The sequence below is a fragment of the Giesbergeria sp. genome (assembly GCF_028686475.1).
GTDB lineage: Bacteria > Pseudomonadota > Gammaproteobacteria > Burkholderiales > Burkholderiaceae_C > Simplicispira.
On sequence record NZ_JAQUCA010000004.1, the window covers coordinates 90,909 to 105,130 of the forward strand.

Consider the following 14,222-nt stretch of genomic DNA (forward strand, 5'->3'; position numbering starts at 1 on the left):
TATGATCACTCCGCTGCCTTTGAAAATCAATGATGCCACCATGCTACGGCTGGTGCGTGAGGCCGCCCAAGACTCTAGCCGGGTATTTTTTGAGCCTCATGCAAAACAGCGTATGCGCCAGCGCAAAATCACGCCAAAGCATGTGCTGGCTTGCTTGCGCCAAGGCGCTATAGAGGAGCCAGCCCACCTGAATATCAGGGGAAATTGGAAATGCACTTTGCGCCACATCTACGCGGGCGACGAAGTGCGCGTGGTAGCGGTGTTGGAGCAAGATGAGGCAGGAAACTGGATTGCGGTTGTCACCGTATTCTGAGAGGTTAAAGCGATGTACCACTACACAGAATCTGGTTTGCAAAATATCTGGCTGGCCAATGGCTATGCCAAACGCACCACAGCGCAAGGTGAAGCAGTAGCCATCCATGCTCTGGACACGCTGCACAACGCTATTGGCCGTATTTTGGCCACTCGCCCAAAATTGACCGGGGCTGGGTTGCGTTTTCTGCGCCAAGAGCTTGGGTTATCTCAAAAAAGATTGGGCGATACAGTAGGCGCATCTGAAGAGACAGTCTCACTCTGGGAGCGGCGCGGGCGTATCCCCAAAAGTGCTGACCGCATTGTTCGGGCCATCTATCTGGAACATCTTGATGGCAATGTTCATGTCACGCAGATGATTCAGCGCTTAATCGAGTTAGATGAAAAACCAGATGAAAAACTGGTTTTTGCCGAAACAGACCAAGGGTGGCGCATGGCCGCCTAATGCCATACTGAAAGCCACCCGGGGAGGCAATGATTTAAATATAGTGTGCCGTGGTCGTCATGACCTTGGCCGCCGCCTGCATCAGTGCTTTGGCAGGGGCGGGCAGCTCCAGCGCGCCCGCCGCCAGCGCATCGGCAGCATGGCGCTCTTCATCTTCTTTCATGCGCGCCACAATGGCCCGTGAGGCTTCATCTTCTGCGGGCAGGCGGTCTAAGTGGCTTTGCAAATGGGCGGACACTTGGTTTTCCGTCTCCACCACAAAGCCCAAACTGACGGCATCGCTGATTTTCGAGGCCACTACCCCGATGGCAAACGCCCCGGCATACCACAGCGGGTTGAGCAAGCTGGGCCGGTCGCCCAGTTCATCCAAGCGTTCGCGTGTCCAAGCCAGGTGGTCGCCTTCTTCGCGTGCCGCTTGTAACAAGTGGGCGCGCAATGCCTCATCGCGCGTCACGCTGGCTTGGGCCGTGTAGAGGGCTTGGGCGCAAATTTCGCCCACATGGTTGACGCGCATCAAAGCCCCCGACAGGCGCTGCTGTGCTGGCTCCATTTGTGGCTTGGCACAATCGCGCGCCGGTGATGCTTCTTGGGCGCGGTGCGGGGCAAACAAGGTTCGCAAGGCCGCATCGGCGGCAGTCAGCAAAGTGTCCATTAAAGTTCTCCGGGCAAAGGCAACAGGCAATGAGGGTAGATTTTGCCTGCCGCCAGCCCTCGCAATGTTGCAGCAGTGCAACGGATTTTGCGTTTAACGGCCATTGTGGGGGAATTCCTTTGCGAAACTTGCGCGCGTCTGGTGCAATAGGAGCAACTTCCCCACCAGGAGGTTGGCCCGGGGAACCGGCGGGACTGCGTAGGCTCTGTGCAACCAAGCCCCCCCGTACCGGCGCCCTCTGTTTAACCTTGGAGTACTCGCAATGAAAAAATCCCTGATCGCCCTGGCCGTGCTGGCCGCTTCCGGTGCCGCTATGGCCCAATCTTCTGTCACCCTGTATGGTGTGATTGACGCTGGCGTGGTCAAGCGTACAGACCAAACCGTTGCATTGAATGGCAACCTGAACGGCACTAGCCGTATCGGTCTGCGTGGCACAGAAGACTTGGGTGGCGGCCTGAAGGCTTCGTTCAACCTGGAACAAGGCATCGACCCCGGAAATGGTGGCGCTTTCAGCACTGGTAGCGATGTGGTCGGCCGCGCTACCGGTGGTGGTAGCAATTGGGCTCGTGCTGCCTACGCTGAACTGTCGGGTGGCTTCGGCGCGGTGCGTCTGGGCCGCAGCCTGAACCCCAGCTACAATGGCATGGCTGCTTGGGAACTGACCGGCGCTGCCAACTATTCTGCCGTGGCCAGCCAATTCGGTTTTGTGGGTGATGATGATGGCCGTAACAATGCCCAAATTGCTTACACCAGCCCCAATTTTGGTGGTGTCACTGCCAGTGCCGCTGTGGTACTCAAGGGCAATACCAATGTGGCAGCCGCTGGCGCTCCTAAGGATGAAAAAGCCAAGTACGACCTGAATGTGGTGTACGCCAATGGCCCCATCGCTGCTGGCTTCTCCTACAACAAGGTCAAAGATTACAAGGCCAATATGTCCTTGGGTGGTTCTTACGATCTGGGCGTAGCCAAGATCGCTGCCTCCTACCAAGCTGGTTACAGCGCCCTGCGTAGCACAGGCGGTTGGGTTCCCTCCTCTACCGCGCAAACTAGCTTCGCTCTGGATCAACAGAAATACCGTGGCTTCACCGTTGGTGCTACTGTGCCTGTCGGTGCCTTTGCCGTTACGCTGGACATCGCACGTGACACCGAAGCCAAAGACACCAACGTGCTGCTGGAAGGCAAGTACGCTCTGTCCAAGCGCACCTTCACCTACGCTTACTACTTGAACAATGGCAAAAACGACTTCGGCGTGGCTAAGGTCAACACCGTTGGTCTGGGCGTTCGCCACAACTTCTAATCCCCCGCTGGCCTAAGCCAGTCGTGATTTAGACCCCAAAGCCACCTAGTCTAGTGCTGGGTGGCTTTGCCTTTTTTGGCGTAACCTTGCCCAGCTTGCTGTCTCAGGCGCTTGTTTTGTGCAAAAACCACCGTATCCGCCACACATCCGTGTCAAAGAATGATATCGATGAGTACCATCCACACTTTAGCGCCTAGCGCCTTTGTCGAGAAGCGCCAACCTAATTTTTAGCAACGAGGTAAGAAGGAGATACTGCTATGCGACCATCTGTAGCACTCGATAGGCAGCGCAACGCCGTGCGCGCAGCCACTAGCCGCTTCCGCACCACCAACCCGCGTATCTTTGGCTCGGTACTGCATGGCAATGACCGCGACGGCAGCGACCTCGATTTGCTGGTAGATGCCCTGCCGGGTGCAACATTGTTTGATCTGGGGGGTTTACAAGATGAGCTGGAGTCACTGCTGGACGTGCAGGTGGATGTATGCACGCCCGCCGATCTGCCGCCCAAGTTTCGCGCCCAAGTGCTGTCCGAGGCGCAATCGCTATGAACGAAAACCGACTGAGCGACTACCTCGACCACATGCACCAAGCTGCCAGCGACGCTTGTAGCTTTGTCGAGGGCGTGGCTAAAGATGATTTTTTGGAAGATAAGCGCACCCAGCAAGCCGTCATCATGAGCCTGATCATCATCGGCGAAGCGGCCACCAAGGTTATGGATGGCTATGCCCCATTTGCCCAAGCGCACACTCAAGTGCCTTGGCGCAGTATGCGTGGCATGCGTAACCGCATCGCCCACGGTTATTTCGACATCAACTTGGATGTAGTGTGGGGCACAGTGCAAACGGCGTTGCCACAATTGCTTGAGCAATTGCTTGCGGTGCGCGCAGCTGCTAATAACGCGAATCAAGCGATCTCTTGATAGGCCCGCTACACTCTCATAACCCCTGGCGCCGCCACCAGCGCACTGCTGCTTGGCGCTGGTTCTCCCGATTTGAAAGTGTTGCCTTCCATGTCTCTTATTCCTGCCACCATCCTGACCGGCTTTTTAGGTTCGGGCAAAACCACGCTGCTCAAGCGCGTCCTCAGTGAAGCACACGGCCAAAAAATTGCCGTGATTGAAAACGAGTTTGGCGAAGAAAACATCGACAACGACATTTTGGTCACCGAGTCCAAAGAGCAAATCATCCAGATGAGCAATGGCTGCATCTGCTGCACCATCCGCGAAGACCTGCGCGAAACGCTGCAACTGCTGGCCGCTAAAAAGCGCAAAGGCTTGCTCGATTTTGAGCGCATCATCATCGAAACCACCGGCCTAGCCGACCCCGGCCCGGTAGCGCAAACTTTCTTCATGGATGAAGAAATCGCTGAAACCTACCTGATTGACTCCATCATCACCTTGGTCGATGCCAAACACGCGGCACAACAACTCAATGACCGCCAAGAAGCACGCCGCCAAGTGGGCTTTGCCGACCAAATTTTCTTGTCCAAAACCGATTTGGTCAGTGCCGAAGAAGTCGATGCCCTGACGCACCGCCTCAAGCACATGAACCCGCGCGCGCCCATCAAAGCAGTGCATTTTGGCGAAGTCGCACTGAAAGAAGTGCTGGACTTGCGCGGCTTCAACCTGAACACCAAACTCGACATTGACCCGGACTTTCTAAAAGAAGAAGACGCGCACGACCACGACCACCACGGGCACGACCATGACCACAGCCACTGCGGCCATGACCACACGCACGACCACGGCGCGCATTGCCACCACCCGTCACACCAACACAGCCACGGCCACCACCATCACCACGATGATGATGTGAAGAGTTTTGTCTATCGCGCCGAGCGCCCCTTTGACCCAGCCAAGTTAGAGGACTTTCTGGGCGCTATCGTCAACATTTATGGCCCGCGCATGTTGCGCTACAAAGGCATACTGCACATGGTAGGCACCGAGCGCAAAGTGATTTTTCAGGGGGTACACCAGCTCATGGGCAGCGATTTGGGGCCAGCTTGGGGGCCAACGGAACCACGCAGCAGCAAAATGGTCTTCATTGGCATTGACATGCCACAAGACATTTTGCGCCAAGGTCTGGAGCAGTGTTTAGCCTAAGCCTGCCCGTAGCCGATACAATCGCGCCCCGACAAACATCTGGGTTGCTACGCACCCTATCGCCTCTTGGCGCACCCTCGGTGCTGCCACAGGCCCGCCCTACTGTGAGGAGACAGGAAGTGAAAGTCGAAACCAGCCAAGCCAAGGCCCCAGCAGCTGCCAAAACAGCAGCCACCAAAACACCGGCCAAAGCAGCTGCCAAAGTGGCCTCCAAGGCCCCCGCTCGTACCGCAAGTTCCCCACCAGCCCCAGCGCAGCCCGCTGCAAGCGGGCCGGACACCATACTGCGTAGCACAAGGCCCTCCTCGCGTCTGGCGGCCCTAACCGTGCCGTCGATGGCGCAGACCGTGGCCTCTACCGCTGCCAAAGCCAGCTACACCAACACCATGCCTTCTACGATGCAAGTGTCACCCAGTGTCGGCTCCATCAAAAAAGATGCCAAACTGGCCAACAACTGGAAAACCAAGCCACTCGAAGCGCTCACCGATGCCGAAGTCTTGGCCATGCCCGACAGCGAGTACATGAACGATGTGCAAATGGCGTTTTTCCGGCTCAAGCTGGTCAGCCTCAAAAACGACATGCACACCAACGCTGGCGAGACCACCGAGCATCTGCGCGAAGACACCGTCGTGGTGCCAGACCCAGCCGACCGTGCCACGATTGAAGAAGAACACGCCCTAGAGCTACGCACCCGTGACCGCGAGCGCAAGCTGCTGAAAAAGATTGAGCAATCCATCAACCGCATTGATGCCGGAGACTATGGCTACTGCGATGAAACCGGCGAGCCTATCGGCGTAGGTCGCTTGTTGGCCCGCCCCACCGCCACCCTCTCGCTAGAAGCGCAACAGCGGCGCGAACTCAAGCAGAAAATGTTTGGCGATTAACGCCGCTGGGCGTGGCCTGAATGCTGTAGCACTCCCACGGTCTGAACTGCCATGAGCAAAGAAGAATCTTCCCCCGGTGGCCTGTTGTCGAAGGTGGTGCGCTTTGTGCGTAACCCCACAGTCAACTGGACAGACCTCGACACCATCGACAGCGACCGCGAGAGCCAATACAGCAAGCAAATGCTCAAGGAGATGCTCGAACGCAAGCGGCGCAACGATTTTGTGCGTAAGCGCGAGTTTGACTATCTGCGTAACATTCGTCAGCGCGATACCTTGGTGGGCCACCGCACCGAAGACCCGGCGGTGCGCCCCTCCTTTTTCCAAAGCAGCCTCACCCCGCCCGATGACCGTGCTGGCACCATCAAAAAAATCGACGAAATTGAAGCACAAATGTCGATGCAGTGGTGGAAAGGCAAGTCGGCCAGCGATGCCGTAGCCAGTGCGCGCCCCACCCCGCTGAGTGCAGCCGCCGCCAACGCCCAAGCCGTCGATATTGCGTTAGGCACACGCCCGGCTTCGCTCACGCCCGCCAGCCCGGCCTTGCCGCCGTTGCACTTGGGCGATGCCATCCCTGCTGCGGGCCTGAGTGTTTCGTTTGCCTCTACCGTACCCGTCTCGTTGCCCGACGGACTAGGCCCGCAAGCGATGGCCGAACCGCTGTTTGGCCACGATAGTATGCCCATTGCCAACTTTGGCGGAGCCACGGCGCAATGGATGTCTTCTACCCCAGATGCCCCGCTTGAGTTTTCGCCCATGCCTGCGGCGGTGGCACCTGCCCCTCTGGAGCCTTTTGTGCACGACCCCGATCTGGAAGAAGCGGCCATTTTGTTTGCCAATGCCGACTATGCGGGTGCTGCTGCCTGCCTGCTCGACGTGGTAGCCCAGCACCCAGCCCAAGCCACCCCAGAGCTACAAGAGATTTGGATGACGCTGTTTGATTTGTACCGGGCCACCGGCGAACAAGAAGCGTTTGACCATCTGGCGATTGATTTTGCCGCGCAATTTGGCCGTTCGGCCCCACTGTGGTTCTCTATGCCCGAGTTATTGGGCCTGACCCCCGCCGCGCCCCCCACAACGACAGGGGGACTGATTCGCAAAGATTTCAGCTGGAACGCACCTTCCACCATCACCTTGCAATCGGTCGCTGCACTGCAAGCGTCTTTGGCGCGCGCGGCCCCTCCTTGGACACTGGTTTGGAGCCGCGTGGCGCACATTGACGAGGCCGCCCTGCCCGCCCTGACACAAGAATTCAACCGCTGGGGCGACCAAAAAGTGCAGCTGGTGTTTGTCGGGGCCGACCGCTTGCAAGCGCTGTTGCAGGCGCACACACAATCGGGCGAGCGCAGCAACAACCCCGAATGGTGGCGCCTGCGTATGGCCACCTTGCGTTTTATGGGCCTGCCAGAAGACTTTGAAATGGTGGCGCTAGACTACTGCATCACCTACGAGGTCTCGCCGCCGTCTTGGGTTGACCCCCGTTGCAGCTATGCCGATGCCGCCGAAGGCGAGGCCGCTGGCCAAGATTTACTCTCGGCTGATGCAGCCCCCGAGGCCGCCAATGGCACCACCACGGTAGGCTTGTCTGGCCACATCGAAAGCGATGCCACCGAGGCACTCAAGGCGCTAGAAGCGCAAGCACGCCCCAACGAGCCACTGGTGGTACCCTGCGACCGCCTGATTCGCGTGGATTTTTCTGCGGCAGGTTCGGTGCTCAATTGGGCCGCCGAGCAGCAGGCACAAAAACGCGAAGTGCATTTCAAAAACCTGCACCGCTTGGTAGCCATTTTGTTCAACGTGGTGGGTGTCAACGAACATTCCTTGATTATTCCGCGCAAAAATTGAGCTTCACGCTCCCCCTTAAAGCCGCTATGCAATCCAACAGCCAAGCCGCCGTGTTCCACGGCACTACCATTTTGAGCGTGCGCCGCCAAACCCCCGAGGGCATCCAAGTCGCCATTGGTGGCGATGGCCAAGTCACTTTGGGCCATATTGTGGTCAAAGGTACGGCGCGTAAAGTGCGTAAGCTCTACCACGGCAAGGTGTTAGCTGGTTTTGCCGGAGCCACTGCCGATGCCTTTACCTTGTTTGAGCGCTTTGAAGCCAAACTCGAAAAGCACCAAGGCCACCTGACCCGCGCCGCCATCGAACTCACCAAAGACTGGCGCACCGACCGCGTACTGCGCCGCCTAGAGGCCATGTTGGCCGTGGCCGACCACAGTGCCAGCCTCATCATTACCGGCAATGGCGACGTGTTAGAACCTGAGCAAGGCATTGTCGCCATTGGCAGCGGTGGTGCTTATGCCCATTCTGCCGCCAAGGCACTGCTCAACAACACCGAACTGCCCGCCGCCGAGATTGTGAAAAAGTCGCTCGAAATTGCGGGCGAGTTGTGCATTTACACCAACATGCACCACACCATCGAGACGCTCTAAACCGCCGCACCCCAAAATTTGCCCATGTCTGCTATGACCCCCCAAGAAATCGTTGCCGCCCTCGACCAGCACATCATTGGCCAAGCTGCCGCTAAACGTGCGGTAGCGATTGCCTTGCGTAACCGTTGGCGCCGCCAGCAGGTGGCCGAGCCACTGCGCCACGAAATCACGCCTAAAAACATCCTGATGATTGGCCCCACCGGCGTGGGCAAAACCGAAATTGCCCGGCGCTTGGCCCGGCTGGCCGATGCACCCTTTATCAAGGTCGAGGCCACCAAGTTCACTGAGGTGGGCTATGTGGGTAAAGATGTGGATGCCATCATCCGTGATTTGGCCGAAATTGCCGTCAAGCAAGAGCGCCAAGCCCAAGTGCAAAAAATGCGCGAACGGGCCGAAGATGCCGCCGAAGAGCGCATTTTGGATGTGCTGATTCCGTCCGCGCGCACCGGCGAGCCACCCACCGACAGCACCGCGCGCCAAGTGTTTCGCAAAAAACTGCGCGAAGGCCAATTGGACGACAAAGAAATCGACATTGATTTGGCCGACACCCGCCCTCAAGTGGAAATCATGGGGCCGCAGGGCATGGAAGAAATGGCCGAACAACTGCGTAGCGTGTTCAGCCAAATGGGCCAAGACAAGCGGCGCACGCGCAAGCTCAACATTGCCGAAGCGCGCAAACTGTTGATTGACGAAGAAGCTGGCAAGCTGGTCAATGAAGAAGAAATCAAAACCCGCGCCCTGCACAACGCCGAGCAAAACGGCATTGTGTTTATTGACGAAATCGACAAAGTAGCGGCGCGCCAAGAAACCAGTGGAGCCGATGTTTCGCGCCAAGGCGTGCAACGCGATTTGCTGCCGCTGGTAGAGGGCACCACCGTTTCCACCAAGTACGGCATGGTCAAAACCGACCACATTTTGTTTGTCGCTTCGGGGGCGTTCCATCTCAGCAAGCCCAGCGATTTGATTCCAGAATTGCAGGGGCGCTTTCCGATTCGGGTGGAGTTGGATTCGCTCTCAGTGCAAGATTTTGAGGGCATCCTCAACCAAACCAACGCCTCACTGGTCAAGCAATACCAAGCCCTGCTGGCCACTGAGGGCGTGCAGCTTGAATTTACCCCCGAAGGCATCACCCGCTTGGCGCGCATTGCCTTTGAAGTGAACGAGCGCACCGAGAATATCGGCGCCCGGCGCTTATCCACCGTAATGGAGCGCCTGCTGGATGAAGTCAGCTTTGATGCCACCCAGCGCAGCGGCCAAACCTTGCTGGTAGATGCGGCCTATGTGGACCAGCGCCTGCAAGCCCTGAGCCAAGACGAAGATTTGTCGCGCTACATTTTGTAACAGTAAAACCTTCTGGGCAATACCCTCCTGAGGCGCTAAATGGGCAGCAGCGTCTTGGGGGAAACGCCAATTCCTGCTACAGTGCCAAGTGTTTGCGCTATGGCAAGATAAAGCGCATTTTTTCCCGATTTTTCGGGGTAAGTCAACAAAAAACTAGCAGGGGTTTCTGTGTTCCAAAGACGTTGCTCGCGGGGGTGGGGTGCGAAGAAAAAGTCTATGGCAACACACCCCAATAGTATCGTCATATTTACCCTTGCTTTGCTATAGGCAATAACCATAACCATGACCACCATAGCATTGCAACACACCACCGTGCTGCTACACGAAGCCGTAGAGGCTCTGCTGGGCAACGCCGCCGCCATGCCACCGCACAGTTTGTGGGTGGATGCTACCTTTGGCCGGGGCGGGCACTCTAGGCATATTTTGTCGCGATTACCGCCCGTCGGGCGCTTGCTGGCGTTCGACAAGGACCCCGAGGCTATCTCCGAAGCAGCGCGCATCCACGATGCGCGTTTTTCGATTCGCCACGAGGGCTTTCGCCACTTGGCCGATTTGCCCGCAGGCAGTGCCGCCGGGGTGCTGATGGACTTGGGTATCAGCTCGCCGCAAATTGACAGCCCCGAGCGCGGCTTTAGCTTTCGCTTTGATGGCCCCTTGGACATGCGTATGGACACCACACGCGGCCAAAGCGTGGCCGATTGGTTGGCCCAAGCCGATGCCGGTCAAATTGCCCAAGTGGTGCGCGACTATGGCGAAGAGCGCTTCGCTGGCCCGATTGGCCGGGCGATTGTGGCGCGCCGCCAAGAGCGTGGCCCGCTGCAAACCACGGCAGAATTGGCCGATTTGGTAGCCAGCGTGGTCAAAACGCGCGAAGGAGGCCAACACCCGGCCACGCGCACCTTCCAAGCCTTGCGTATCTTTATCAATGCCGAGCTGGATGAGTTGCAACAAGCCTTGCAGGCCAGCTTGAACGTATTGCAGCCGGGCGGGCGCTTGGTGGTGATTAGCTTTCACTCGCTCGAAGACCGCATCGTGAAGCAATTTATTGCCCAACATGCCAAAGAGGTCTATGACCGGCGTGCGCCTTTTGCGCCGCCGCAAGCCATGCGCTTGCAAGCGCTGGAGCGCATCAAGCCCAGCGCGGCAGAAATCGCCGCCAACCCGCGCGCACGCAGTGCTGTGATGCGTGTAGCCCAGCGCACCGACGTAGCAGCCACCACAGGGGTTGCATTGGCATGATGCGCCTGAATCTGCTGCTGCTGGTGCTGGTGGTACTCAGCGCCATGCAAGTGGTGCGTACCCAATACGAGGCCCGCGTGCTTTACACCGCACTCGACCGCGCTGTAGTCGAAGCACGCCAGCTAGAGACCGAGCATGAGCGCTTGCAGGTAGAAAAACGCGCCCAAGCCACCCCTTCGCGGGTCGAGACGATGGCGCGCGACCAATTGCACATGCACACGGCCACGCCGCCCATTACCCAATATGTGCAAGCACCGGCCAAGGAGCAGCCATGAGCAGCCGCAGCGTGCCCTACACCTCTAGCCCATTGCTGGCCAGCAAAACGCCCATCTGGCGCAGCCGCTTTATCGTGGTGATGATTGCCTTGGGCTTTATTGGGCTGGGCGCGCGCGCCGCTTATGTGCAGGTGGTGGGCAATGATTTCTTCTTGCGCCAAGGCGAAGTGCGCTTTGCGCGCACCCTAGAGCTACCGGCCAACCGGGGCAAAATTTTGGACCGCAACGGCCTGATTTTGGCTTCTAGCGTGCCAGCGGCCAGTATTTGGGCCATCCCCGAAGACGTAGAGCTTGACACCCCCGAAGTGCGCGCCAAGCTGCCCGAGTTGGCCAAGCTGCTAGAGATGCCCCTGCCCGAGCTGCAAGCCAAATTGAGCGAAGAAAAATCCTTTGTCTGGATTAAGCGCCAATTGGATTGGGAGATTGGGCAAAAAATCACCGCCTTAGACATCAAAGGGGTGTACCAGCGCAAAGAATACAAGCGCCAATACCCCGAGGGCGAATCTGCCGCCCACGTGGTGGGTTTTACCAACGTCGAAGACAAAGGCCAAGAGGGTATGGAGCTGGCCTTTGACAAGCTGTTGGCGGGCAAAGCTGGTTCGCGCCGGGTAATTAAAGACCGGCTAGGCCGGGTGGTTGATGGGGTGGGCGAAGAAGTGCCGCCGCAAGATGGCCGCGACATGCAGCTCTCGATTGATAGCAAGGTACAGTTTTTTGCTTACCAAAAACTGCGCGACCAAGTCGAATTTCATAAAGCCAAGGCGGGCAGCGTGGTGGTATTGGATGCCAACACCGGCGAGGTGCTGGCACTGGCCAACTACCCCAGCTATGTGCCCGATAAGCGCAAAAACCTGACCGGCGAGCAACTCCGCAACCGCGCCATCACCGATACCTTTGAGCCTGGCTCCGTCATGAAGCCGTTTACCGTCGGCATTGCCCTAGAGACCAAGCGCGTGCGCCCCGACACCATTGTGGATACCGGCAATGGGCGCATCACCATCACCGGCTCCACCATTTCAGATACGCACAGCTATGGCGCGCTGACGGTCGAGGGCATCATCCAAAAGTCTAGCAACGTCGGCACCACCAAATTGGCCATGCAAATGCCGGCCAAAGAGATGTGGGAGAACTTCTCTGCCGTGGGCTTTGGCCAAAAGCCGCAAATCGCCTTTCCAGGGGCTGTCAGTGGACGCTTGCGCCCGTACAAAACCTGGCGCCCGATTGAGCAGGCGACCATGTCGTATGGCTATGGTTTATCGGCCAGTTTGTTCCAAATGGCGCGCTCTTACACCGTGTTTGCCCACGATGGCCGCATTATTCCGGCCACAATGCTCAAAACCACCGAGCCTGCCGTGGGCGTGCCGGTGTTCTCGCCCAAAACCGCCGCCCAAGTACGCAAAATGCTGCAAATGGCCGCTGGGCCGGGTGGCACCGGCCAACGCGCCCAAACCCAAGGCTATTCGGTGGGTGGCAAATCGGGCACCGCGCGCAAACAAATTGGCAAAAGCTATGCCTCAGGCAAATACCGGGCTTGGTTTGCTGGCATGGCCCCGATTGACAAACCCCGCATCATTATTGCGGTCATGGTCGATGAGCCTAGCAACGGCCAAGTGTATGGCGGTTTAGTCGCTGCTCCGGTATTTAGCGAGGTGGCCCAGCAAACCTTACGCATGATGGGTGTGCAGCCCGATATTGATGTCAAACCACAAATTGTGGCCAACCCGGTAGAGGAGTCTTTGTGATGGTTCATCTCGCTTCGCTTCAAGAGGTGCTGCAATGGCTGCGCGCGCGCGTTACCGGCACTTTGCAAACCGATAGCCGCTTGGTACAGCCCGGCGATGGCTTTATTGCTTGGCCGGGGGCCAGTACCGATGGCCGCGCCCATGTACCACAGGCCCGCGCCCGTGGGGCGGTGGCTTGTTTGGTCGAGCTGGCTGGGGCTGCGCCTTTTGCACTAGAAGGCGACGATGTCGCTGCCTATGCGGGCCTAAAAATTGCCACGGGCTTAATCGCCGCTGAATGGTTTGGCAGCGCCAGCAAAGCCTTAGATGTGGTGGCCTTTACTGGCACCAACGGCAAAACCAGCAGCGCTTGGTGGTTGGCCAATGCCCTGAGTGGTTTGGTGCATGAGTCCGCCAACGACCGTCCCATTCCGTGCGCCCTGATTGGCACCTTGGGCATGGGCGTGTTGCCACGCCTGACCCTGACCGGCCTGACCACCCCGGACCCGGTGCGGCTGCAACGCGCCTTGCGCCAATTTGTCGATGCTGGGGTGCGTAGCTGCGCGATAGAAGCCTCCTCCATCGGCTTGGCCGAGCATCGCCTAGAAGGCACGCGCATCCGCGTGGGCGTGTTTACCAATTTCACCCAAGACCATCTGGACTACCACGGCAGCATGGAAGCCTACTGGCAAGCCAAGTCGGCCCTGTTTGACTGGCTGGGCCTAGAAACCGCCATCATCAACATTGATGACCCGCAAGGCGCGCAACTACACGCCTCTTTGCTGGGGCGTGGGCTGGATTTGTGGAGCGTCTCGATGCGCCAACCGGCCCGCTTGCAAGCGCAAGATGTGGATTTGGGCGGCGACGGCCTGCGCTTTGTGGTGGCCGAAGGGCAAGAACAATACCTGTTGCAAACCACACTCATCGGCGATTACAACGTCTCGAACCTGTTGGGCGTGATTGCCGCGCTACGCAGCTTGGGCATCCCCTTGCAAGCCGCCGTGCAAGCCTGCGAAGCATTAGAACCCGTGCCGGGGCGGATGCAGCGCATCACCGGCCCCGGCCTGCCCTTGGTGGCCGTCGATTACGCCCACACCCCCGATGCCTTGGCCCAAGCCCTGCGCGCCCTGCGCCCAGTGGCCCAAGCGCGTGGCGGCCAATTGTGGTGCGTGTTTGGCTGTGGCGGCGAGCGCGACAGCAGCAAGCGCCCCCTGATGGGTGCCGCCGCCCAACACGGGGCCGATTGGGTGGTGGTCACCAGCGACAACCCGCGCAGCGAGTCACCGGAAGCCATCATCCACCAAATTTTGCAAGGCACGATTGCAGGTACCACGTTACTGGTAGAGCCAGACCGCGCTGCTGCCATCTCCGAAACACTGGCCGAAGCCGATGCCGCCGATGTGGTGCTGATTGCCGGTAAAGGCCACGAAGACTACCAAGAAACCGCAGGTGTGCGCCGTCCATTTTCTGACATGGCCCAAGCCCAAGCCGCCCTCCAACGCCGCGAAGGCGCTGCCCTATGA

The 14,222-nt window shown here is 58.4% G+C and carries 16 protein-coding genes; 14 read left to right on the plus strand and 2 right to left on the minus strand.

The window, feature by feature from the left end; translation table 11 throughout:
* Positions 1–19 precede the first annotated feature (19 nt).
* Positions 20–313 (plus strand): DUF4258 domain-containing protein, encoded by a 294-nt coding sequence (locus PHX60_RS03920; protein WP_300074984.1) that lies wholly within the window; start codon positions 20–22, stop codon positions 311–313.
* Positions 314–325: 12 nt separating this feature from the next.
* Entirely contained in the window at positions 326–757 is a 432-nt protein-coding gene (locus tag PHX60_RS03925; RefSeq protein ID WP_300074987.1) for a transcriptional regulator, read from the plus strand.
* Positions 758–791: 34 nt separating this feature from the next.
* Here the strand turns inward: PHX60_RS03925 and coq7 are convergent, their stop codons facing one another.
* A complete protein-coding gene (coq7, locus tag PHX60_RS03930) occupies positions 792–1,409 on the minus strand; it encodes a 2-polyprenyl-3-methyl-6-methoxy-1,4-benzoquinone monooxygenase (RefSeq protein ID WP_300074990.1) in 618 nt (205 codons plus the stop codon).
* Positions 1,410–1,671: 262 nt separating this feature from the next.
* On the opposite strand from coq7, the gene PHX60_RS03935 reads away from it, so the two are divergent.
* From PHX60_RS03935 to hslU, 8 genes are all read left to right on the plus strand, one after another.
* Complete coding sequence (locus PHX60_RS03935) at positions 1,672–2,706, plus strand: porin (protein WP_300074993.1); 1,035 nt, start codon at positions 1,672–1,674, stop codon at positions 2,704–2,706.
* 257 nt (positions 2,707–2,963) lie between these two features.
* Positions 2,964–3,254 carry a nucleotidyltransferase family protein gene (locus PHX60_RS03940; RefSeq protein WP_300074996.1) on the plus strand — a complete coding sequence of 97 codons (291 nt, stop codon included), beginning with the start codon at positions 2,964–2,966 and terminating at the stop codon, positions 3,252–3,254.
* A complete protein-coding gene (locus PHX60_RS03945) occupies positions 3,251–3,625 on the plus strand; it encodes a DUF86 domain-containing protein (RefSeq protein ID WP_300074999.1) in 375 nt (124 codons plus the stop codon). The genes PHX60_RS03940 and PHX60_RS03945 overlap by 4 nt, the downstream gene beginning before the upstream one ends.
* 90 nt (positions 3,626–3,715) lie before the next feature.
* Complete coding sequence (locus tag PHX60_RS03950) at positions 3,716–4,807, plus strand: GTP-binding protein (RefSeq protein WP_300075002.1); 1,092 nt, start codon at positions 3,716–3,718, stop codon at positions 4,805–4,807.
* A 119-nt stretch (positions 4,808–4,926) separates the two neighbouring features.
* A complete protein-coding gene (gene dksA / locus PHX60_RS03955) occupies positions 4,927–5,691 on the plus strand; it encodes an RNA polymerase-binding protein DksA (RefSeq protein ID WP_300075005.1) in 765 nt (254 codons plus the stop codon).
* 51 nt (positions 5,692–5,742) lie between these two features.
* Positions 5,743–7,533 (plus strand): STAS domain-containing protein, encoded by a 1,791-nt coding sequence (locus PHX60_RS03960; RefSeq protein WP_300075008.1) that lies wholly within the window; start codon positions 5,743–5,745, stop codon positions 7,531–7,533.
* Positions 7,534–7,559: 26 nt separating this feature from the next.
* Complete coding sequence (gene hslV, locus PHX60_RS03965) at positions 7,560–8,123, plus strand: ATP-dependent protease subunit HslV (protein WP_300075011.1); 564 nt, start codon at positions 7,560–7,562, stop codon at positions 8,121–8,123.
* 24 nt (positions 8,124–8,147) lie between these two features.
* Positions 8,148–9,464: an ATP-dependent protease ATPase subunit HslU gene (gene hslU, locus PHX60_RS03970; RefSeq protein WP_300075014.1), complete on the plus strand. Its 1,317-nt coding sequence runs from the start codon at positions 8,148–8,150 to the stop codon at positions 9,462–9,464.
* A 35-nt stretch (positions 9,465–9,499) separates the two neighbouring features.
* Here hslU and PHX60_RS03975 read toward each other — a convergent pair whose 3' ends face one another.
* Positions 9,500–9,757 carry a hypothetical protein gene (locus PHX60_RS03975; RefSeq protein WP_300075017.1) on the minus strand — a complete coding sequence of 86 codons (258 nt, stop codon included), beginning with the start codon at positions 9,755–9,757 and terminating at the stop codon, positions 9,500–9,502.
* Between PHX60_RS03975 and rsmH the strand changes: the two genes are divergently transcribed.
* The 4 genes from rsmH to PHX60_RS03995 are packed head-to-tail and all read left to right on the plus strand — an operon-like array spanning position 9,747 to position 14,222.
* Positions 9,747–10,703: a 16S rRNA (cytosine(1402)-N(4))-methyltransferase RsmH gene (gene rsmH / locus PHX60_RS03980; RefSeq protein ID WP_300075020.1), complete on the plus strand. Its 957-nt coding sequence runs from the start codon at positions 9,747–9,749 to the stop codon at positions 10,701–10,703. The two genes, PHX60_RS03975 and rsmH, sit on opposite strands and share 11 nt — an antisense overlap.
* Positions 10,700–10,978 carry a cell division protein FtsL gene (ftsL, locus tag PHX60_RS03985; protein WP_300075023.1) on the plus strand — a complete coding sequence of 93 codons (279 nt, stop codon included), beginning with the start codon at positions 10,700–10,702 and terminating at the stop codon, positions 10,976–10,978. The genes rsmH and ftsL overlap by 4 nt, the downstream gene beginning before the upstream one ends.
* Complete coding sequence (locus PHX60_RS03990; protein WP_300075026.1) at positions 10,975–12,720, plus strand: penicillin-binding protein 2; 1,746 nt, start codon at positions 10,975–10,977, stop codon at positions 12,718–12,720. Before ftsL ends, PHX60_RS03990 begins: the two co-directional genes overlap by 4 nt.
* Positions 12,720–14,222: a UDP-N-acetylmuramoyl-L-alanyl-D-glutamate--2,6-diaminopimelate ligase gene (locus tag PHX60_RS03995; protein ID WP_300075251.1), complete on the plus strand. Its 1,503-nt coding sequence runs from the start codon at positions 12,720–12,722 to the stop codon at positions 14,220–14,222. The genes PHX60_RS03990 and PHX60_RS03995 overlap by 1 nt, the downstream gene beginning before the upstream one ends.